We start from the raw sequence: 15683 nt of genomic DNA, 5'->3' as shown, positions 1-15683 counted from the left end.
GCCGGCGACCCTGACGGTTTTTATCCCTCGACCGCCGGACTGGGGATATGGACGCGGACGCCGTGACCGGTCCCCCCGACGGCATGGTCGACGCCGAGGCGGACCTGACGCCGATGTTGCGGCAGTACTTCGAGTGCTGTGCCGACTACGAGGACGCCCTCCTGCTCTTCCAGAACGGCGACTTCTATCAGACCTACTGCGAGGCCGCCGAGGAGACGGCGCGGATCTGCGAGCTCACGCTCACGCAACGCGAGGACAGCACGGGCACCTACCCGATGGCGGGCATCCCCGTCGACGACGCCGCGGCGTACGTCGAGCGACTGCTCGACGCGGGGTATCGGGTCGCCATCGCGGAGCAGGTGGAGTCGCCCGCGGAGGCGACGGGGCTCGTCGACCGCGCGGTGACGCAGGTGGTGACCCCGGGGACGGTCCTCGACGACGAACTCCTGGGGACTGGCACGACCAACTACGTCGCCGCGGTGACCCGGGAGGGGGCGACACGGGCCGTCGCCGCCGTCGACGCCTCGACCGGCGAGTGTCGGGTCACCAGCCCCTCGGACGATCCCGGACTGATCGCGGAACTCGACCGCCTCGCCCCCGCCGAGTTGCTCGTCGGGCCGGACGCGACGGTCGACCGCGAGGCGCTGTCGGTCGACCCCATGGTGACCGACCACGAGGCGGCCCGACTCGACGACGACGCGGCGACCGAGCGCCTCGAAGCCTACGTCGCGTCCCCGACCGCGGTGGTCGAGTCCGCCGCCGAGCGCCGGGCCTGCGGCGCGGCCCTCGCCTACGCGGAGTGGACGCAGGGCGACGACGGGCCTTTGGAGTACGTCACCCGCATTCGGCGGTACGATCCACGGGACGCCCTCGCGCTCGACGCGACGGCCATCCGGAGCCTCGAACTGTTCGAGAACCGCGGCGCCGGCGCCGGCGCCGGCGCGACGCTGTTTTCGGTCCTCGACGAGACGACCTGTGCGCTCGGCCGGCGGAAACTCGACGGCTGGCTCCGGCGGCCGCTGATCGACCGCGACCGGATCGAGGCGCGCCACGACGCGGTCGGCGAACTCGCCGCCGACGCGCTGACCCGGGAGACGGTCCGCGAGGCGCTCCGCGAGGTGTACGACCTCGAACGCCTGGCCGGCCGGATCTCCCGGGAGCGGGCGGACGCCCGCGACCTCCGGTCGCTCGCGACGACGCTCGGCGCCGTGCCGACCGTCGTCGACGCGCTCGACGGGTGCGAGGCGTCACGCCTGCGAACCCTCGGGGAGCGGATCGACCCGCTGCCCGACGTCCGGGACCTGATCGAGCGATCGATCCGCTCCGACCCGCCCGTCGAGGTGACCGAGGGTGGCGTCGTTCGCGAGGGGTTCGACGACGAACTCGACGCGTTGCGGGCGACCGAGCGCGAGGGCCGGGAGTGGGTGGCCGACCTCGAAGCCCGGGAGCGAGAGCGGACGGGCATCGACTCCCTGTCGGTCGGGCACAACCAGGTCCACGGGTACTACATCGAGGTGACCGACCCCAACCTGGACCGGGTGCCGGACGACTACCGGCGCCGGCAGACGCTGAAGAACGCCGAGCGGTTCTACACGCCGGAGCTGAAAGAGCGGGAGGAGGAGATCATCGGCGCCGCCGAGCGCGCCGACGCACTGGAGTACGAGCGCTTCCGCGAGGTGCGGTCGTCGGTCGCCGCGGAGACCGACCGGATCCAGGCGCTCGCGGACGCGCTCGCGGAACTGGACGCGCTCGTGGCGCTGGCGACGGTCGCCGTCGACCGGGACTACGTCCGTCCGAGCGTCCGCGAGGCGGGGGGCGAAATCGAGATTCAGGCCGGTCGCCACCCGGTCGTCGAGGCGGCACAGGAGCGCTTCGTCCCGAACGACGCAGCCCTGCCGCCGGGGAGCGTGACGCTCGTCACCGGCCCCAACATGAGCGGCAAGTCGACGTACATGCGCCAGGTGGCGCTGATCGTCGTGCTGGCACAGGCGGGGAGTTTCGTCCCGGCCGACGACGCCCGCCTCCCGACCGTCGACCGCGTGTTCACCCGCGTCGGCGCGAGCGACGACATCGCGGGCGGGCAGTCGACGTTCATGCGCGAGATGACCGAACTCACCGAGATCCTCCACGAGGCGACGGGCGAGTCCCTGATCCTGCTCGACGAGGTGGGTCGCGGCACGAGCACCGCCGACGGCCGCGCCATCGCCCGGGCCACCGTCGAGTTCGTCCACGACGAGGTGGGGGCGACGACGCTCTTTGCCACTCACTACCACGACTTGACGGGGCTGGCCGACGAGCGCGAACGCGTCCGGAACCTCCACTTCGCCGCGGAGCGCGAGGACGCGCCGGACGACCCCCGATCCGGCGGCGACGTGACCTTCCTCCACCGTGTCGCCGAGGGGCCGGCCTCGTCGTCGTACGGCGTCGAGGTGGCGCGGATGGCGGGCGTTCCCGATCCGGTGGTCGAGCGGGCGCGGACGCTCGTCGACGACGAGGGGACGGGGACCCAGATGACGCTGACCGGAGCGGTCGGGGCGGGGGACGCCACGAACGGAACGGCGGCCCGCGAGGCCGAGGGCGCCGCCGGCGGCACGGACGGTGACGGGAGTGAACCGGGGACGGGGACGGGGACGGCGACGGTCGACCCCGACGTCGTCACCGCCCTCCGCGAGGCCGACCTCGCGACGACGACGCCCATCGAGGCGCTGAACCTGCTGGCGGACCTGAAAGACCGGGTCGAGGAGCCATGAGGCGACTGGATCGGGAGACGGTCGACCGCATCGCCGCCGGCGAGGTGGTGACGCGGCCGGCACGCGTCGTCGTCGAACTCGTGGAGAACGCCCTCGACGCCGGCGCCGAGCGGATCGAAGTCGAGGTGACGGCGGGCGGCACCGAGCGGATCCGCGTCGTCGACGACGGCCGGGGGATGCGCCGGGCGGACGCCGAACGCGCCGTGGAGCGTCACACGACGACCAAACTCCCGGACGGCGACCTACGGGCGGTCGAGACGCTCGGGTTCCGCGGCGAGGCGCTCGCCAGCATCGCCGACGTGGCGACGCTGACGCTGACGACGAACGACGGCGGGCCGCGAGCGACGCGGGTCCGCGCCGCCGACGGCGACGTGACCGTCGAGGCCACGGGACGGGGGCAGGGGACGACCGTCGAGGTGACCGACCTGTTCCACAACCGGCCGGCGCGACGGGCATCGATGGCCGCGCCGGCGACGGAGTTCGAGCGGATCAGCGACCGCGTCGCCGCGTACGCGCTCCTCCGCCCCGAGGTAGCCGTCACCCTCACGCACGACGGCAGGCGGACCTTCGCCACCCCGGGGTCGGGGTCGTTCGCGGACGCCGCGCTGGCGGTCTACGACCGGGAGGTGGCCCGCGAGAGTACGACCCTCGACGCCGGGGCGAGCGTTCCGATGGGCGACGGGGAGGCGTCGGTCGGGATCCGGGGCCTGCTCGCCTACCCGTCGATCACCCGCGCGTCGGCCGATCACGTCCGCGTCGCGGTCAACGGGCGGCCGGTCGCGATGCCGGGGCTCCGCCGAGCGATAGCACGGGGCTACGGCTCGCTCCTGCCGGGCGACCGCCACCCGGTCGCCGCGCTGTCGGTGTCGCTACCGGCGCGGGCAGTGGATCCGAACGTCCACCCGACGAAAGAGCGGGTGGCGATCAGGGCGGCCGACGCCGTCGAGGGCGCCGTCGAGGACGCCGTCGCCGACGCGCTCTCGACGGCCGACCTGCGGCGGTCGGCGGACGTGGCGATGGACCTGGAGGCGGCGCTCGATCCGGTCGAGTCGGCGCCATCGGCGCTCGGCGAGGCCGACGTGATCGGTCAGTTCAGCGGCTGTTACGTGCTCTGTGCGGCCGGCGACGACCTGCTCGTGATCGACCAGCACGCCGCCCACGAGCGGATCAACTACGAGCGGTTGCGCGAGGCGGTGGCGTCGGCGGACGTCCCCTCGGCGTCCCTCGACCCGCCGGCGACGCTGTCGCTCGCGCCCGAGGCGGCGGCGGCCGTCGAGCGGTACGCCGACGAACTCGCCACGCTCGGCTTCGACGCCGACCCCTTCGGCGGGGGGACCGTCAGAGTGCGGGCCGTGCCGGCGCCGGTGGGGCGGGTCGCCGACCCCGAATCGCTCCGGGACGCCCTCGCGGCGCTGCGGGCGGGCGAGGATCCGGACGGCCGGGACGCCCTCCTCGCGGACCTGGCCTGTCACCCGTCGCTGAAGGCTGGGGACGACCTCACCGACGCGGAGGCGGCGGGGCTGGTCGACCGCCTCGGCGCCTGCGAGCAGCCCTTCGCCTGCCCACACGGGCGGCCGACCGTCCTCGCCGTCGACGAGGCCCACCTCGCCCGCGGGTTCGAGCGACACCCGCGACGGGGATGACGGATCGGCTACCACTCCTTGCAGTCGGCACAGACGAAGACATCGTCGTCGCCCGCGTGCCACAGGCGCGGAGCGGTCGCGCCGCAGTCGGCGCAGGCGTCGCCCTCGGGCGACCACCGCATCGTCGGCACGGCTGGATCGCTCTCGGCGGTGGCGGCGTCGCCGTCCCCGTCGTTTCCGGCGCGCGCGAACTCGTCGAGCGAGCGGTCGGACACGCGAGCGAAGTCGGCCGCCACGGGTTTAGCCATTACGTCGCGCGGTCGTGGGCCGTCGCCGCGAGGTCGATGGCGGTGTCCAGGTCCGGGCCGAGCGGCGATCCGACGACGAGGCTGTCGGCGTGGTCCAGCACGGCGGCCATCCGGTCGGCGACGGTGTCGACCGTGCCCGCGATGCAGAAGGCGTCGATCATGGCGGGGGAGACGCGGTCGAAGGCGGCCTCGAAGTCGCCGGCGCTCAGCGCGGCCCCGATGTCGTCGGCGCGGCCGTGGTCGAGGCTGTGGCGGTCGAGGACGGGCGGGGCGGCGCCGGCGGCGATGAAGGCGACGGGGGGACGGGCGGCTTCCCGGGCGGCCGCGGCGTCGTCGGCGACGCTGACGCTGGCGTAGGCCGCGAGGTCGAACGCGCCGAGGCCGTCGAGGCGGTCGTCGAGGCCGTCGTCGACCTGTTCGCGCGCCCAGCGCAGGTCCGCGGGATGGGAGCCGTTGAAGAGGAGACCGTCGGCGTGTTTGGCGGCCATCTTGCACATGTGGGGTCCCTCGCCGCCGACGTAGGTGGGGATGGGGGTCGGCACGTCGAAATTGAGCCCCGCGTCCTCGGCCTCGAAGGTACCGTCGTGGGTGACGCGCTCGCCGTCCCAGAGGCGTTGGGCGACTTTGAACGCCTCCAGGACTGGGCGGAGGCCGCGGTCGTCGGCGAGGCCGAGGTTGGCGAGCGTCGAGGGATCTCCGGGGCCGACCCCGAAGACGGCGCGGCCGTCGCTCGCCTCCGCGACGGTCGCCACCTCGCCCGCGAGGGTGACCGGGTGGCGTTCGAGCGGGTTGACGACGCCGGGGCCGATTCGGACCTCGTCGGTCGCGGCCGCGAGCCGCGAGAGGGCGGCGAAGGGCGACCGGTTGTTGTAGTGACTGGAGACGAAGACGGTGTCGTAGCCGGCGCGTTCGGCCACGGTGCCGAGTTCGACCAGTCGGTCGATCGGATGTTCGGGGGTGAGTTCGATCCCGAGCATCAGCGATATCGGCACCTCGCAGTCGTCGGTGGCGAACGCGTCGAGAGCATCCGTCCGCCGATTGGTGCGGAGGCGGAAAAACCGTTCGTCGGTCGCGGGACCTGCCGGTGTCGAAGACGCGCTACTCGGCCTCGAAGGACCACTCGTGGAGCGCCTGGCGGACGAAGTCGCCCTCGACGTCGCGAAAGAGCGCGTCGCTGCCGGCGTGGTCGCCGAACTCGAACCCTCGGACGACGACGGCCGGCGTTCCGCCCGCGCCCTCGCCGGCGACGAGGTTGGCGGCGGCGGCGAGTTCGTCGACGACCGCCTGGACGGTCACGCCGAGTTCGCGTCCCTCCCGGTCGCGCTCGCCGCGCCAGTCGCGGGCGGCCGGGATCCCCGCCCAGCCGATGGCGACGCCCCGCTGGCCGTGCCGGAAGGGGCGACCGCAGGTGTCGGTGACGACCACCCGATCGACATCGAGCCCCGTTTCGATCCGGGCGGCGCTCTCCGTCGGCGCCTCGGGCAGGAGCAGGAGATCCCCGCCGCGCACGTTCGAGCGGTCGATGCCCGCGTTGACGGTCACGTGGCCGAAGTTCGTCTCGGTCAGGAGGAAGGGTGCCTCCATCAGGAGGTCGGCGCTCTCCGCCAACACCGCCTGCGCGAACCGGGGGTCCTTCTCCTCGCCGGTGGCGCGTTCGAGGCCCGCGGCGAGGTCGTGCGCCCGCGGACCGGCGGGGAAGGCATCGAGGTCGGCGATCCGGTCCTCGGCCTTCGAGACGACGGTGCTGGCGACACAGACCACGTCGTCGGGGCGGAGGTCGACCCGCTCGTCGATCAGCGCCGCGAGCGAGTCGCCCGGACGGATCTCCGGGAGGTCGGGGACGGGAAAGACGTCCATGGGGGGTCTGGGCCGGGCGCCGTAAAAAGCGCCGCGCCAGTGGCGAGGGCGGCCGGTACCGGCGGGGGTGTTCCCGCGGTCCCCGCGCGCCCGCCTCACTCGCCGCCGCGGTGCAGGGTCACGTCCAGGTCGCCGCCGGCGACGGTCGCCGAGAGCATCGTCGTCTCGGTGGCCGGATCGGCCCCGGTCGCCGACCCGGGGTTCAGGAGGCGGACGCCGTCGTGTTCGGTGTCGAGGTGCTGGTGAGTGTGACCGGCGACGCCCACGTCGCCCCCGTGGTCCCGGACCGCCGCGGCGACGCGGTCCTCGTAGCCGATCCGGTTACCCGTCCCGTGGGTGACGACGAACGCGACGCCGCCGAGTTCGACGGTCGCCACCGAAGGGAGTTCGACGCTCGGCGGGTCGACGTTCCCCCGGACCGCGGTGAGGTTCCCGTCGGCGAGCGAGCGGACTCCCTCGACGACCGCCGGACCCTCGAAGTCGCCGACGTGGACGACGTGATCCGCGGCCTCGACGCGTTCGCGGACCCAGTCGGGGATCCCCGTCGCGCGGTCGGGGATGTGCGTGTCGCCGATGATCGCGAGTCGCATGGGTACGGGTTGACGGCGGAACGTCAAATCGTTGTCCCACCGACGCCGCAAGATCCGTATCGCGGGCGGCCCAAGGCCGTCCATGACCCACGTCGTCACCTGCTTCCTGCGCCACGGGACCGACGTCCTGCTCGGCCGTCGCAGCGACGCCGTCGGCACCTACATCGGCCGGTGGGCCGGCGTCTCGGGCTACGTCGAGGGCGATCCCGGCGACGCCGAACGCGACGCCCGACGCGAGGTCCGCGAGGAGACGGGATGGGGGGACGCGACGCTCGTCCGCGCCGGCGACTCCGTCGACGTCGAGGACGGGGATCGGACCTGGACCGTCCACCCCTTCCTGTTCGAAGTGGACTCGCGGACGGTGACGCCCAACGAGGAGATAGCGACCTACGAGTGGGTGTCGCCGCCGGCGATCCGCGAGCGCGAGACGGTGCCGGGACTGTGGGCGGCCTACGAGGCCGTGGCGCCGACGGTGACGACGGTGGCCACCGACACCGTCCACGGGTCCGCGTGGCTCTCGCTCCGCGCACTCGAGGTCCTCCGGGACCGGGCGGCCGTCGCCGATGACCACGCCGCCGTCGCGAGCGTGGCCCGCGACCTCCGGGACGCCAGGCCGAGCATGGCCGCCGTCGCGAACCGCGTGAACCGGGCGATGAGCGCGGCCGACCGGACGCCGGCGGCGGTCCGGACACGGGCCGAACGGGTCGCCGACGCGGCGCTCGACGCCGGCCGCGAGGCCGCCACGCGCGCCGCCGAGCGGTGTGGCGCGTCGGTGGCGACCCTCTCGCGGTCCGGGACGGTCCGGGCGGCGCTGGAACGGGCGCGGCCCGCGGTCCTGATCGGCGAGTCACGACCCGCCCGGGAGGGGGCCGACGTGGCTGCGGCGCTGGCCGACGCCGGACTGGACGTGACGCTCACGACCGACGCCGCGCTCCCGGCCGAACTCGGGGCCCGGGACCCCGACGCCGTCCTCGTCGGCGCGGACGCGGTGCTGGCGGACGGAAGCGTCGTCAACAAGGTCGGCACCCGGGGACTGGCGCTCGCGGCGGCCCGCGAGAACGTGCCGGTGTACGTCGTCGCCGCCGCGGCCAAGGTGCGCCCGGACGAACGCGTCCACGCCGAGGCGGGCGAGGCCGTCGACCTCTACGACGGGCCGGCGCCGGTGTCGGTCGCGAACCCTGTCTTCGATCGGACGCCCGCGGACCTGGTGACCGGCGTGGTCACGGAGCGGGGTGTCCTCGACGGCGACGACGTCCGGGCGGTCGCGGCCGAACACCGGGCGAACGCCGCGTGGGACGAAGGGTGAGGGCCGAAGCGAGGAGCGGTCAGGCGCCGGGGACGCCGAGCGCCGACACGGCGCCGACGCCGAGCAGGTCGAGGGCCGCGAGGACGACGACGGCGGCCGCCCACGCGGCGACGCCGATGCCGGCCGCGCGGAGCCAGCCGCCCGGATACCGCCACCGGACGACGCCGACCCACGCGAGCAGAGCCAGCAGGCCGCCGAGCACCGGCACCGGTTCGAGCAGCGCCCAGACGACCGCCCCGAGCAGCGCCGTCAGGACGGCGTGGGCGTACCCCCGGCCCTCGGAGACGATCCGGGCGCCGGCGTGGATGGCCACGCCGCCGATCAGCGCGCTCACGAGGAACGTGAGCAGGCGATCCTCGATCACGGGGGCAGTGAGCGGGGGCATCCGTCAGGCCGAGTCGTCGGCGGCCGAGTCGTTCGCCGAGTCGTCGGAAGTCGAGTCGTCGGGCGTCGCGTCGCTCACGGCGTCGCCGAGCGACCCGTCGAGGTCACCGCCCAGGAACGACCCGATCAGGTCGTGGATCTCCGAGACGTGATCGGGCACCTGTGCGGGCAGGTCCGCGGGCGGGCCGCGGTCGGCCGACTCGGTGTCCTCGGCGTCGCTCGGCGGCACGTCGGCGGGCGGGCCGCCGTCCGCGGATTCGTTGTCCGCATCGGCGTCCTCGCCGGCCGCAGCCTGGTCACCGTGCTGGTCGTCCGCGCCGACGTCGACGGGCGCGTTCCCGGGCGCCGCGGCGACCGTACCGACGGTCACCACGAGCGCCGCGAACGCGACGGCGACGAGTTTCGTTCGGGTCATCGTTGCGCTCGGACACTGTGTCCAGGGGGTATTGAACCCCCGACGCACTGAACCCGGATTTTCGGCGTTTTGAACCCACATTAAGCCGGATTTAATCCCGATAAAGTGTAGTGAACGCGGGTCGCGTGGGCGGTAGCCGGAGGCCGGGGGTGTCGGTCGGCGCACGCGCGGCACGGTCCACACCGGCCATCGGCCCGAGGCCGTGGGTTCTTTACGCCGCCGACCCAACGGTCGGCCGGTGGCGATGATGACGGTTACCCCCACTCAGCCCCGTGTGATGATACCCATCCCCTGAGCCACCGTCGGTTCGCAGTCAGGCTTTTGCTCCCGGCCTCGGTAGCGGCCCGCATGTCCGTCTCGACGCTCGGCGTACACGGGTCGGTCGGCGAAGTGTTTCCCACGGCGGTGTTCCGCGACGCCCTCGCTGACGCCGGTCCGTCGGTCCGGGTCGTGAGCGACGGGGACGACCTGACCCCGTGTGACGCCCTCGTGACCTTCGCCTACGAGGAGCGGTTCCTCGATGCCGGTCTCGACTGGATCCACTCGATTCAGGCGGGCGTGGACCGCTTCCCGTTCGACGAACTGTCCGATCGGGAAATCGCGCTTACCAACAGTACCGGCATCCACGGCGACGTGGTCGGCGAGACGACGGTGGGGATGATGCTCGCGTTCGCCCGCCGCCTGCACGTCCACCGGTCGAACCAGGAGCGCGGCGAGTGGCGCAAGCCCGCGTGGGACGACGCCTTCCCCCTGCGCCGGGAGTCCGCCTGCGTGGTCGGCCTCGGCACGCTCGGCCGGGGGATCGCCACCCGCGCGTCGGCGCTCGGCATGGACGTGACCGGCGTCAAGCGGACGCCGACGCCCGTGGACGGCGTCGACCGGGTCCACCCGCCTGCCGACCTGCACGAGGCCGTCGCCGACGCCGGGTTCGTCGCACTCGCGGTCCCCCTGAACGACGACACCGAGGGCATGATCTCGGCGGCGGAGCTGGCGGCCATGCGCGAGGACGCGTACCTGATCAACGTCGCCCGCGGCCCGGTCGTCGACCAGGCCGCCCTCGTCGACGCCCTCGAATCGGGAGCCATCGCCGGCGCCGGCCTCGACGTCTTCGAGGCCGAACCCCTCCCGGCGGACTCGCCGCTCTGGGACCGCGAGGAGGTGATCGTCACGCCCCACGCCGCGGGGATCAACGACGAGTACTACGAGCGGGTGGCGACCATCGTCCGCGAGAACCTACGCCGGCTCTCGGCGGGCGAGTCGCTCACCAACCGGGTCGTGTAGCCCCGCGGCGCGGCCGGGGTTCCGGAGGCGACGCCCTTTCGGTCCGCGGGCACCGAGTCAAAGGCGTGTCCCCCGACGATACGGCTCGGTCGACGGACGACCTCACGGTCACGGTGTCGGGCGGGTCGATGGGCGGGCTGTTCACCGGTATCGCGCTCGACCGGGCGGGCCACGACGTGGTCGTCTTCGAGCAGTCGACCGGCGAACTCCGGAGCCGCGGCGGCGGCATCGTCGCCCAGCGATCCGTCCGCCGCTTTCTCGCCGACCACGACGTCGCCGACCCGTCCGGGCTGACGACGACGACGAGCGAGCGTCGCTTTCTGACCGCCGACGGCGACGTGCGGACGGCGACGCCCGATTCGATGGCGTTCACCTCGTGGGACGCCGTCTACCGCCGACTGCGCGACGCCTTCCCCGACGGCCGTTACCACACCGGGAGGCGTGTCGACGACGTGGCGCCGGCGACGGGAACCGTGACCTTCGCCGACGGAATCGAGCGAGCGGCCGACCTGGTCGTCGCCGCCGAGGGCGGCCGGTCGTCGACCCGTGCGGGGTTGTATCCCGACGTCTCCCCCGCGTTCGCCGACTACGTCGCCTGGCGGGGCGTCGTCCCCGAGAGCGACCTCCCCGCGGCCGTCGTCGACGCCGCCGCCGACCGGTTCACCTTCTATCAGGGTGACGGACTGCTCTTCCTGTCGTATTTCATCCCCGGCGCCGACGGCGGGGTCGAGCCCGGCGACCGCCGCCTCAACTGGGTCTGGTACGACACGCTCGGAGAGCGGGACCGCGGGCGGATCTTCACGGACGCGAGCGGGGCCGAACGACGGTTCGGCGTCCCACCGGGCGGACTGCGCGACCCGGTCGAGCGCCGGCGGCGCGACCGGGCGTCGACGACCCTCCCGCCGACGTTCGCGGCGACGGTGGCGGCGACCGACGAGCCGTTCGTGCAGGCCATCTACGATCTGGCGGTCCCCTCGATGGTCGTCGACCGGGCGTGTCTGCTCGGGGACGCGGCGTTCGTCGCCCGCCCGCATACCGCCGCCGGCACCGCGAAGGCGGCCGACGACGCGGTCGAACTGGCGGCGGCGCTCGACGACCACGACGCGCTCGACGCCGCGCTCGCGGCGTGGGACCGGGAGCGGACCGACGCGGGGAGCCGCCTCGTCGAACGCGGCAAGCGGATGGGCGACGACCGTCTCGGCCTCGGCGGGTGAGGGCTACAGGAACTTCAGCAGGTCGTCGCGTTTCGCCTCGTGGAAGTGGGTTTCGAGGGCGTCGGTCAGGGCGTCGATGTCGCCGCGTTTCGCACAGATGGGGGCGACCGTGTCGCGCCACTGTTGCCACGGCGGGAGGATGCCGAGGCGGTCACAGAGGTCGTCGAGTCGCTCGTCCCGGTCGTCGACCTTGTCCATCTTGTTGACGGCGACGACGGTCGGCACCTCCACGTCCCGGAGGAAGTGGAACAGTTCCACGTCGTGGGGCACCTCGCCCTCGCCGCTGTGGCGGTCGATGATGTCGACGACGCTCTTGCCGTCGACGACGAGGACGCCGGCCAGGATGTCGTCGGCGTTGTCCTCGACGTACCGCACGACATCGGTCTTTATCTGCTCGCGTTGCTCCTCCGGGACGCCGGACATGAAGCCGAAGCCCGGGAGGTCGGTGAACATGAACCCCTCGGACGCCCAGTCGAAGTGGTTGGGCTGGCGTGTCACCCCCGGCTTGCGGCCCGTGGGGACGTCGTGCCCGGTCAACTCGCGCATCAGCGTCGACTTGCCGACGTTCGACCGGCCGACGAGGACGACCTCGTCGCGGTCCGGGCGGTCCTCGAACATACCCCCGATTGGTGGGTCGCGCGGTTAAACTCGGCGTATCGGGGCGCACGGGTAGACGTATGGGCGCTCGCCGCCGTGACCGACCATGGACAAGGACCGGATCAGGGAGCGCGTCTGGGACGACCTGGAGGAGAGCGGCGAGGCACGGTTCCCGTTCCCGCCCCACGGCCGCATCCCCAACTTCGCGGGCGCCGACGACGCGGCGGCGCGACTGCGGGCGACCGACGAGTGGGCGGCGGCGGACGTCGTCAAGGCGAACCCCGACGCGCCCCAGTTGCCGGTGCGGCGGGCGGCGCTCCGTGACGGGAAGACCTGCTACGTGGCCGTGCCCCGGCTGCGCGACGAGCGGGCGTTCCGCCGGCTGGACCCCGCTATCGACGACTACGACGACGCGACCACCGTCGGCGGCATCGAGGAGTACGGAACGCCGGTCGGGCCCGCGGGGATGTCGTCGGTCGACCTGATCGTCAGCGGGAGCGTCGCCGTGAACGGGGCCGGTGTACGGATCGGCAAGGGCGAGGGGTACAGCGACCTGGAGTTCGCCGTCCTCCGGGCGTTCGACCTGGTCGACGACGGGACGACGACGGTCACGACGGTCCACGACCGCCAGGTGATCGAGGGCGACCTCCCGACCGCGGCCCACGACGTACCGATGGACCTCGTGGTCACGCCGTCGCGGACGGTCCGAACGGACACTGGTGCGAAGCCGACCGGGGTCGACTGGGACGCGCTCCCGTCCGAACGGGTCGCGGAGATGCCGCTGCTGGAGCGACTGCGGCCGGAGTGAGGCGGGGACCTGACAGCTGTATGTCGGGAGTGTGTGGCCGTCGGAGGCGGAAATAGTCAGAGCTATCCGGGCCACTACACCGACACTTCCGACGTGAGCTTCACCGACCGACTCTCTCGTATCAGCCGACTGGCAAGCAAGTACTTCGTCGTCTGGGTCGTGCTGGCCTCGGGCGCGGCGCTCGCGAACCCGGCGCCGTTCGTCCCCGTGCTGGACTACGTCACCCCGCTGCTCGGCCTGATCATGCTGGGGATGGGGCTGACTCTCCAACCGGCGGACTTCGAGCGGTTGATCGCCCGTCCGGTGGACGTGGGCGTGGGTGCCGTGACACAGTGGCTGGTGATGCCGCTCGCGGCCTACGCGCTGTATCTCGTCCTCGATCTGCCCGACGCCGTCGGGCTCGGCCTCGTCCTCGTCGGCGCGGCGCCGGGCGGCACCGCCTCGAACGTGATGACCTACCTCGGCCGCGGCGACGTGGCCCTGTCGGTCGCGATCACGACGCTGACGACGCTCGCCGCGCCGGTCGTCATGCCCGCGTGGACGCTGTTCATCCTCGGCGAGAGCGTCGACGTGACCTTCATGGAGATGTTCACGAGCATCGTCCAGATCGTCATCATCCCGGTCGTCCTCGGGTTCGCGATCCGCTACGTCCTCGACCGGAAGGCGCCCCGGGCCGCCGAGGTTGGCGTCGACGTGTTCCCGGTGATCAGCGTGGCCGCCATCGTCGCCATCGTCGCGGGCGTCGTCGGGGCCAACGTCGAGAACATCCGCACGGCCGGGGCGTTGGTCGTCCTCGCCGTGGTCGCACACAACGGGATCGGCCTCGGTGCCGGCTTCGGTGTCGGCCGCGCCGCGGGTATGTCCGAGGACCGCGTGCGCACCTGCACGTTCGAGGTGGGCCTCCAGAACAGCGGACTGGCGGTGGCGCTCGCCACGTCGTTGTTCTCGCCGGCGGCGGCCCTGATCCCCGCCCTGTTCAGCGTCTGGCACAACGTCACCGGCCCGGCGCTGGCGAGTTACTTCACCTGGCGCGAGGACGCGGCGGCGAACGTCGACGCCGCGACGGCCGACTGAACCGGGGCGACGACAGGCTATATGCCGGCGGCGGACGGACGTGGGTCCGTGCGACTCGTCCAGGTCATGGTTCCGCCGGGGAAACGCGACGCGGTCCTGCGAACCCTCGACGACGAGGGTATCGACTACGTCGTCGCCGACGAGACCAGCCACCGGGAGTACACCGCGTCCGTCACGTTCCCGCTCCCCCAGGCGGCGGTCGAACCCGTCCTCGAACGCCTCCACGAGGCGGGGCTTGATCGCGAGGCCTACACCGTCGTTTTGAACGCCGAGACGGTCATCTCTCGGCGGTTCGACGACCTCGTCGATCGCTACGAGGAGGGCGACGAGAACGGCGACCGGATCGCCCGCGAGGAGCTCGCGGCACGGGCGCGGTCGCTGGCGCCCAACTGGCGCACGTTCGTCGTCATGACCGTCGTGAGTTCGGTGGTCGCCACCGCCGGCCTGTTGCTCGACTCCGCGGCGGTCGTCGTCGGGTCGATGGTCATCGCGCCGCTGATCGGCCCGGCGATGGCGACGAGTACGGGCTCGGTCGTCGACGACCGCGAACTCCTCCTCCGAGGCGTGAAACAGCAGGTCGCCGGCGGCGTCCTGGCCGTCCTCGCGGCCGCGGCGTTCGCGGTCGTGTTGCGAGCAACCCACGTCGTCCCGCTGGAGGCGGCGGACGTGTTCGCCATCAACGAGGTGCGGGAACGGCTCGTCCCGGACGTCCTCTCGCTGGTCATCGCGCTGGGGGCCGGCGTGGCGGGCGCGCTGAGCCTCTCGACCGGCGTCTCGACAGCCCTCGTCGGCGTCATGATCGCCGCGGCGCTCGTCCCGCCAACCGCCGTCGTCGGCATCGGCCTCGCGTGGGGGTCGCCCCGCACCGTCACCGGGGCGCTCGTCCTCGTGCTCGTCAACTTCCTGTCGATCAACTTCGCGGCGCTCGCGGTGCTGTGGGCGACGGGCTACCGCCCGAAGGGGTGGCTCCGCCACGAGGAGGCGCGGGTCGCGACGCTGAAACGCATCGCCGCGCTCGGCGCCGTGCTACTCGTCCTCTCGACGCTGCTCGCGGGCATCACGTACAGCACCTACCGCACCGCCACCTTCGAGGAGGAGACTCGTGTCGTCGTCGACGACGTCCTCGGCGAGCACGCGTCCCTCGAACGCGTCTCGCTCAGCGTCACCTACGAGGAGACGTTTCCGTTCACCCGACCCGAGCAGGTGACCGTCGTCGTCGGCCACCCACCCGGGGTCGACCCGCCGACGCTGGCGGGCCGCTTCGCCGGACAGATCGACGCGGTCACCGACACGCCCTTCCGGACCGACCGACCCGTCGCCGTCGAGGTGCGATACGTCGTCGTCGAACGGTCGACCGCGGCAGAGGGGACCGACGCGACGGCGCGTCTCTCCGACGACCCGCCCCGCGCCGCTGCCGAGCGCGCGTCGCCCGGCGCGAACCGAGCGACCGCGTGGCGGTGACCGCGAGCGTCGACGTGACGTACGGGGCCGCGTAGGGCGCGACTCGTCGCGACGG

At 72.9% G+C, this 15683-nt stretch carries 15 protein-coding genes; 8 read left to right on the top strand and 7 right to left on the bottom strand.

The window, feature by feature from the left end; all coding sequences use genetic code 11:
* The first annotated feature begins 47 nt into the window (after positions 1-47).
* Together mutS and mutL are read left to right on the top strand one after the other, a co-directional pair.
* Positions 48-2750, top strand: coding sequence for a DNA mismatch repair protein MutS (gene mutS / locus NO364_RS16390; protein ID WP_257628055.1), 2703 nt, complete (start codon positions 48-50; stop codon positions 2748-2750).
* Positions 2747-4393, top strand: coding sequence for a DNA mismatch repair endonuclease MutL (mutL, locus tag NO364_RS16385; RefSeq protein WP_257628054.1), 1647 nt, complete (start codon positions 2747-2749; stop codon positions 4391-4393). The genes mutS and mutL overlap by 4 nt, the downstream gene beginning before the upstream one ends.
* An 8-nt stretch (positions 4394-4401) precedes the next feature.
* Here mutL and NO364_RS16380 read toward each other — a convergent pair whose 3' ends face one another.
* From NO364_RS16380 to NO364_RS16365, 4 genes are all read right to left on the bottom strand, one after another.
* The gene (locus NO364_RS16380; RefSeq protein ID WP_157689866.1) at positions 4402-4641 is read right to left on the bottom strand and encodes a DUF7573 domain-containing protein; all 240 of its coding nucleotides are present in this window, start codon (positions 4639-4641) and stop codon (positions 4402-4404) included.
* Entirely contained in the window at positions 4641-5618 is a 978-nt protein-coding gene (locus NO364_RS16375) for a 5,10-methylenetetrahydromethanopterin reductase (RefSeq protein WP_257628053.1), read from the bottom strand. The genes NO364_RS16380 and NO364_RS16375 overlap by 1 nt, the downstream gene beginning before the upstream one ends.
* A 121-nt stretch (positions 5619-5739) precedes the next feature.
* Complete coding sequence (locus NO364_RS16370) at positions 5740-6498, bottom strand: coenzyme F420-0:L-glutamate ligase (RefSeq protein ID WP_257628052.1); 759 nt, start codon at positions 6496-6498, stop codon at positions 5740-5742.
* Positions 6499-6593: 95 nt separating this feature from the next.
* Positions 6594-7088 carry a metallophosphoesterase family protein gene (locus tag NO364_RS16365; RefSeq protein WP_157689868.1) on the bottom strand — a complete coding sequence of 165 codons (495 nt, stop codon included), beginning with the start codon at positions 7086-7088 and terminating at the stop codon, positions 6594-6596.
* Positions 7089-7170: 82 nt separating this feature from the next.
* Between NO364_RS16365 and NO364_RS16360 the strand changes: the two genes are divergently transcribed.
* Positions 7171-8394, top strand: coding sequence for an eIF2B alpha/beta/delta subunit family protein (locus NO364_RS16360; protein WP_257628051.1), 1224 nt, complete (start codon positions 7171-7173; stop codon positions 8392-8394).
* Between the two features lie 19 nt (positions 8395-8413).
* On the opposite strand, the gene NO364_RS16355 is transcribed toward NO364_RS16360, so the two are convergent.
* Both NO364_RS16355 and NO364_RS16350 read right to left on the bottom strand, forming a co-directional pair.
* On the bottom strand, positions 8414-8779 hold the full coding sequence (locus tag NO364_RS16355) for a hypothetical protein (RefSeq protein WP_157689870.1): 366 nt from the start codon (positions 8777-8779) through the stop codon (positions 8414-8416).
* Between the two features lie 3 nt (positions 8780-8782).
* Positions 8783-9193, bottom strand: coding sequence for a hypothetical protein (locus tag NO364_RS16350; RefSeq protein WP_257628050.1), 411 nt, complete (start codon positions 9191-9193; stop codon positions 8783-8785).
* Positions 9194-9541: 348 nt separating this feature from the next.
* On the opposite strand from NO364_RS16350, the gene ddh reads away from it, so the two are divergent.
* Positions 9542-10474 carry a D-2-hydroxyacid dehydrogenase gene (gene ddh, locus NO364_RS16345; protein ID WP_257628049.1) on the top strand — a complete coding sequence of 311 codons (933 nt, stop codon included), beginning with the start codon at positions 9542-9544 and terminating at the stop codon, positions 10472-10474.
* Between the two features lie 65 nt (positions 10475-10539).
* Positions 10540-11688, top strand: a complete 1149-nt coding sequence (locus tag NO364_RS16340; protein WP_257628048.1) for an FAD binding domain-containing protein — start codon at positions 10540-10542, stop codon at positions 11686-11688.
* Positions 11689-11691: 3 nt separating this feature from the next.
* Here NO364_RS16340 and engB read toward each other — a convergent pair whose 3' ends face one another.
* Entirely contained in the window at positions 11692-12306 is a 615-nt protein-coding gene (engB, locus tag NO364_RS16335; RefSeq protein ID WP_157689874.1) for a GTP-binding protein EngB, read from the bottom strand.
* Positions 12307-12391: 85 nt separating this feature from the next.
* Here engB and NO364_RS16330 point away from each other — a divergent pair, with 85 nt between their 5' ends.
* The 3 genes from NO364_RS16330 to NO364_RS16320 all read left to right on the top strand — a co-directional run bounded on the left by NO364_RS16330 (position 12392) and on the right by NO364_RS16320 (position 15628).
* Positions 12392-13093 carry a 5-formyltetrahydrofolate cyclo-ligase gene (locus NO364_RS16330; RefSeq protein ID WP_157689875.1) on the top strand — a complete coding sequence of 234 codons (702 nt, stop codon included), beginning with the start codon at positions 12392-12394 and terminating at the stop codon, positions 13091-13093.
* Positions 13094-13186: 93 nt separating this feature from the next.
* Positions 13187-14167 (top strand): bile acid:sodium symporter family protein, encoded by a 981-nt coding sequence (locus NO364_RS16325; protein ID WP_257628047.1) that lies wholly within the window; start codon positions 13187-13189, stop codon positions 14165-14167.
* Between the two features lie 48 nt (positions 14168-14215).
* Positions 14216-15628, top strand: coding sequence for a TIGR00341 family protein (locus NO364_RS16320; RefSeq protein WP_257628046.1), 1413 nt, complete (start codon positions 14216-14218; stop codon positions 15626-15628).
* The last annotated feature ends 55 nt before the right edge of the window (positions 15629-15683 follow it).

It is taken from the genome of Haloplanus salinarum (assembly GCF_024498175.1).
In the GTDB taxonomy this organism is placed as follows: domain Archaea; phylum Halobacteriota; class Halobacteria; order Halobacteriales; family Haloferacaceae; genus Haloplanus; species Haloplanus salinarum.
This window is presented reverse-complemented; position numbering and strand designations above follow the sequence as displayed.

Bases quoted from the DNA above. Each gene is read 5' to 3' on its own strand.
- mutS (WP_257628055.1), top strand. From the start codon at position 48: ATGGACGCGGACGCCGTGACCGGTCCCCCCGACGGCATGGTCGACGCC.
- ddh (WP_257628049.1), top strand. From the start codon at position 9,542: ATGTCCGTCTCGACGCTCGGCGTACACGGGTCGGTCGGCGAAGTGTTT.
- NO364_RS16350 (WP_257628050.1), bottom strand. From the start codon at position 9,193: ATGACCCGAACGAAACTCGTCGCCGTCGCGTTCGCGGCGCTCGTGGTG.
- NO364_RS16375 (WP_257628053.1), bottom strand. From the start codon at position 5,618: ATGCTCGGGATCGAACTCACCCCCGAACATCCGATCGACCGACTGGTC.
- NO364_RS16330 (WP_157689875.1), top strand. From the start codon at position 12,392: ATGGACAAGGACCGGATCAGGGAGCGCGTCTGGGACGACCTGGAGGAG.
- NO364_RS16360 (WP_257628051.1), top strand. From the start codon at position 7,171: ATGACCCACGTCGTCACCTGCTTCCTGCGCCACGGGACCGACGTCCTG.
- NO364_RS16370 (WP_257628052.1), bottom strand. From the start codon at position 6,498: ATGGACGTCTTTCCCGTCCCCGACCTCCCGGAGATCCGTCCGGGCGAC.
- NO364_RS16365 (WP_157689868.1), bottom strand. From the start codon at position 7,088: ATGCGACTCGCGATCATCGGCGACACGCACATCCCCGACCGCGCGACG.
- engB (WP_157689874.1), bottom strand. From the start codon at position 12,306: ATGTTCGAGGACCGCCCGGACCGCGACGAGGTCGTCCTCGTCGGCCGG.
- NO364_RS16355 (WP_157689870.1), bottom strand. From the start codon at position 8,779: ATGCCCCCGCTCACTGCCCCCGTGATCGAGGATCGCCTGCTCACGTTC.
- NO364_RS16380 (WP_157689866.1), bottom strand. From the start codon at position 4,641: ATGGCTAAACCCGTGGCGGCCGACTTCGCTCGCGTGTCCGACCGCTCG.
- mutL (WP_257628054.1), top strand. From the start codon at position 2,747: ATGAGGCGACTGGATCGGGAGACGGTCGACCGCATCGCCGCCGGCGAG.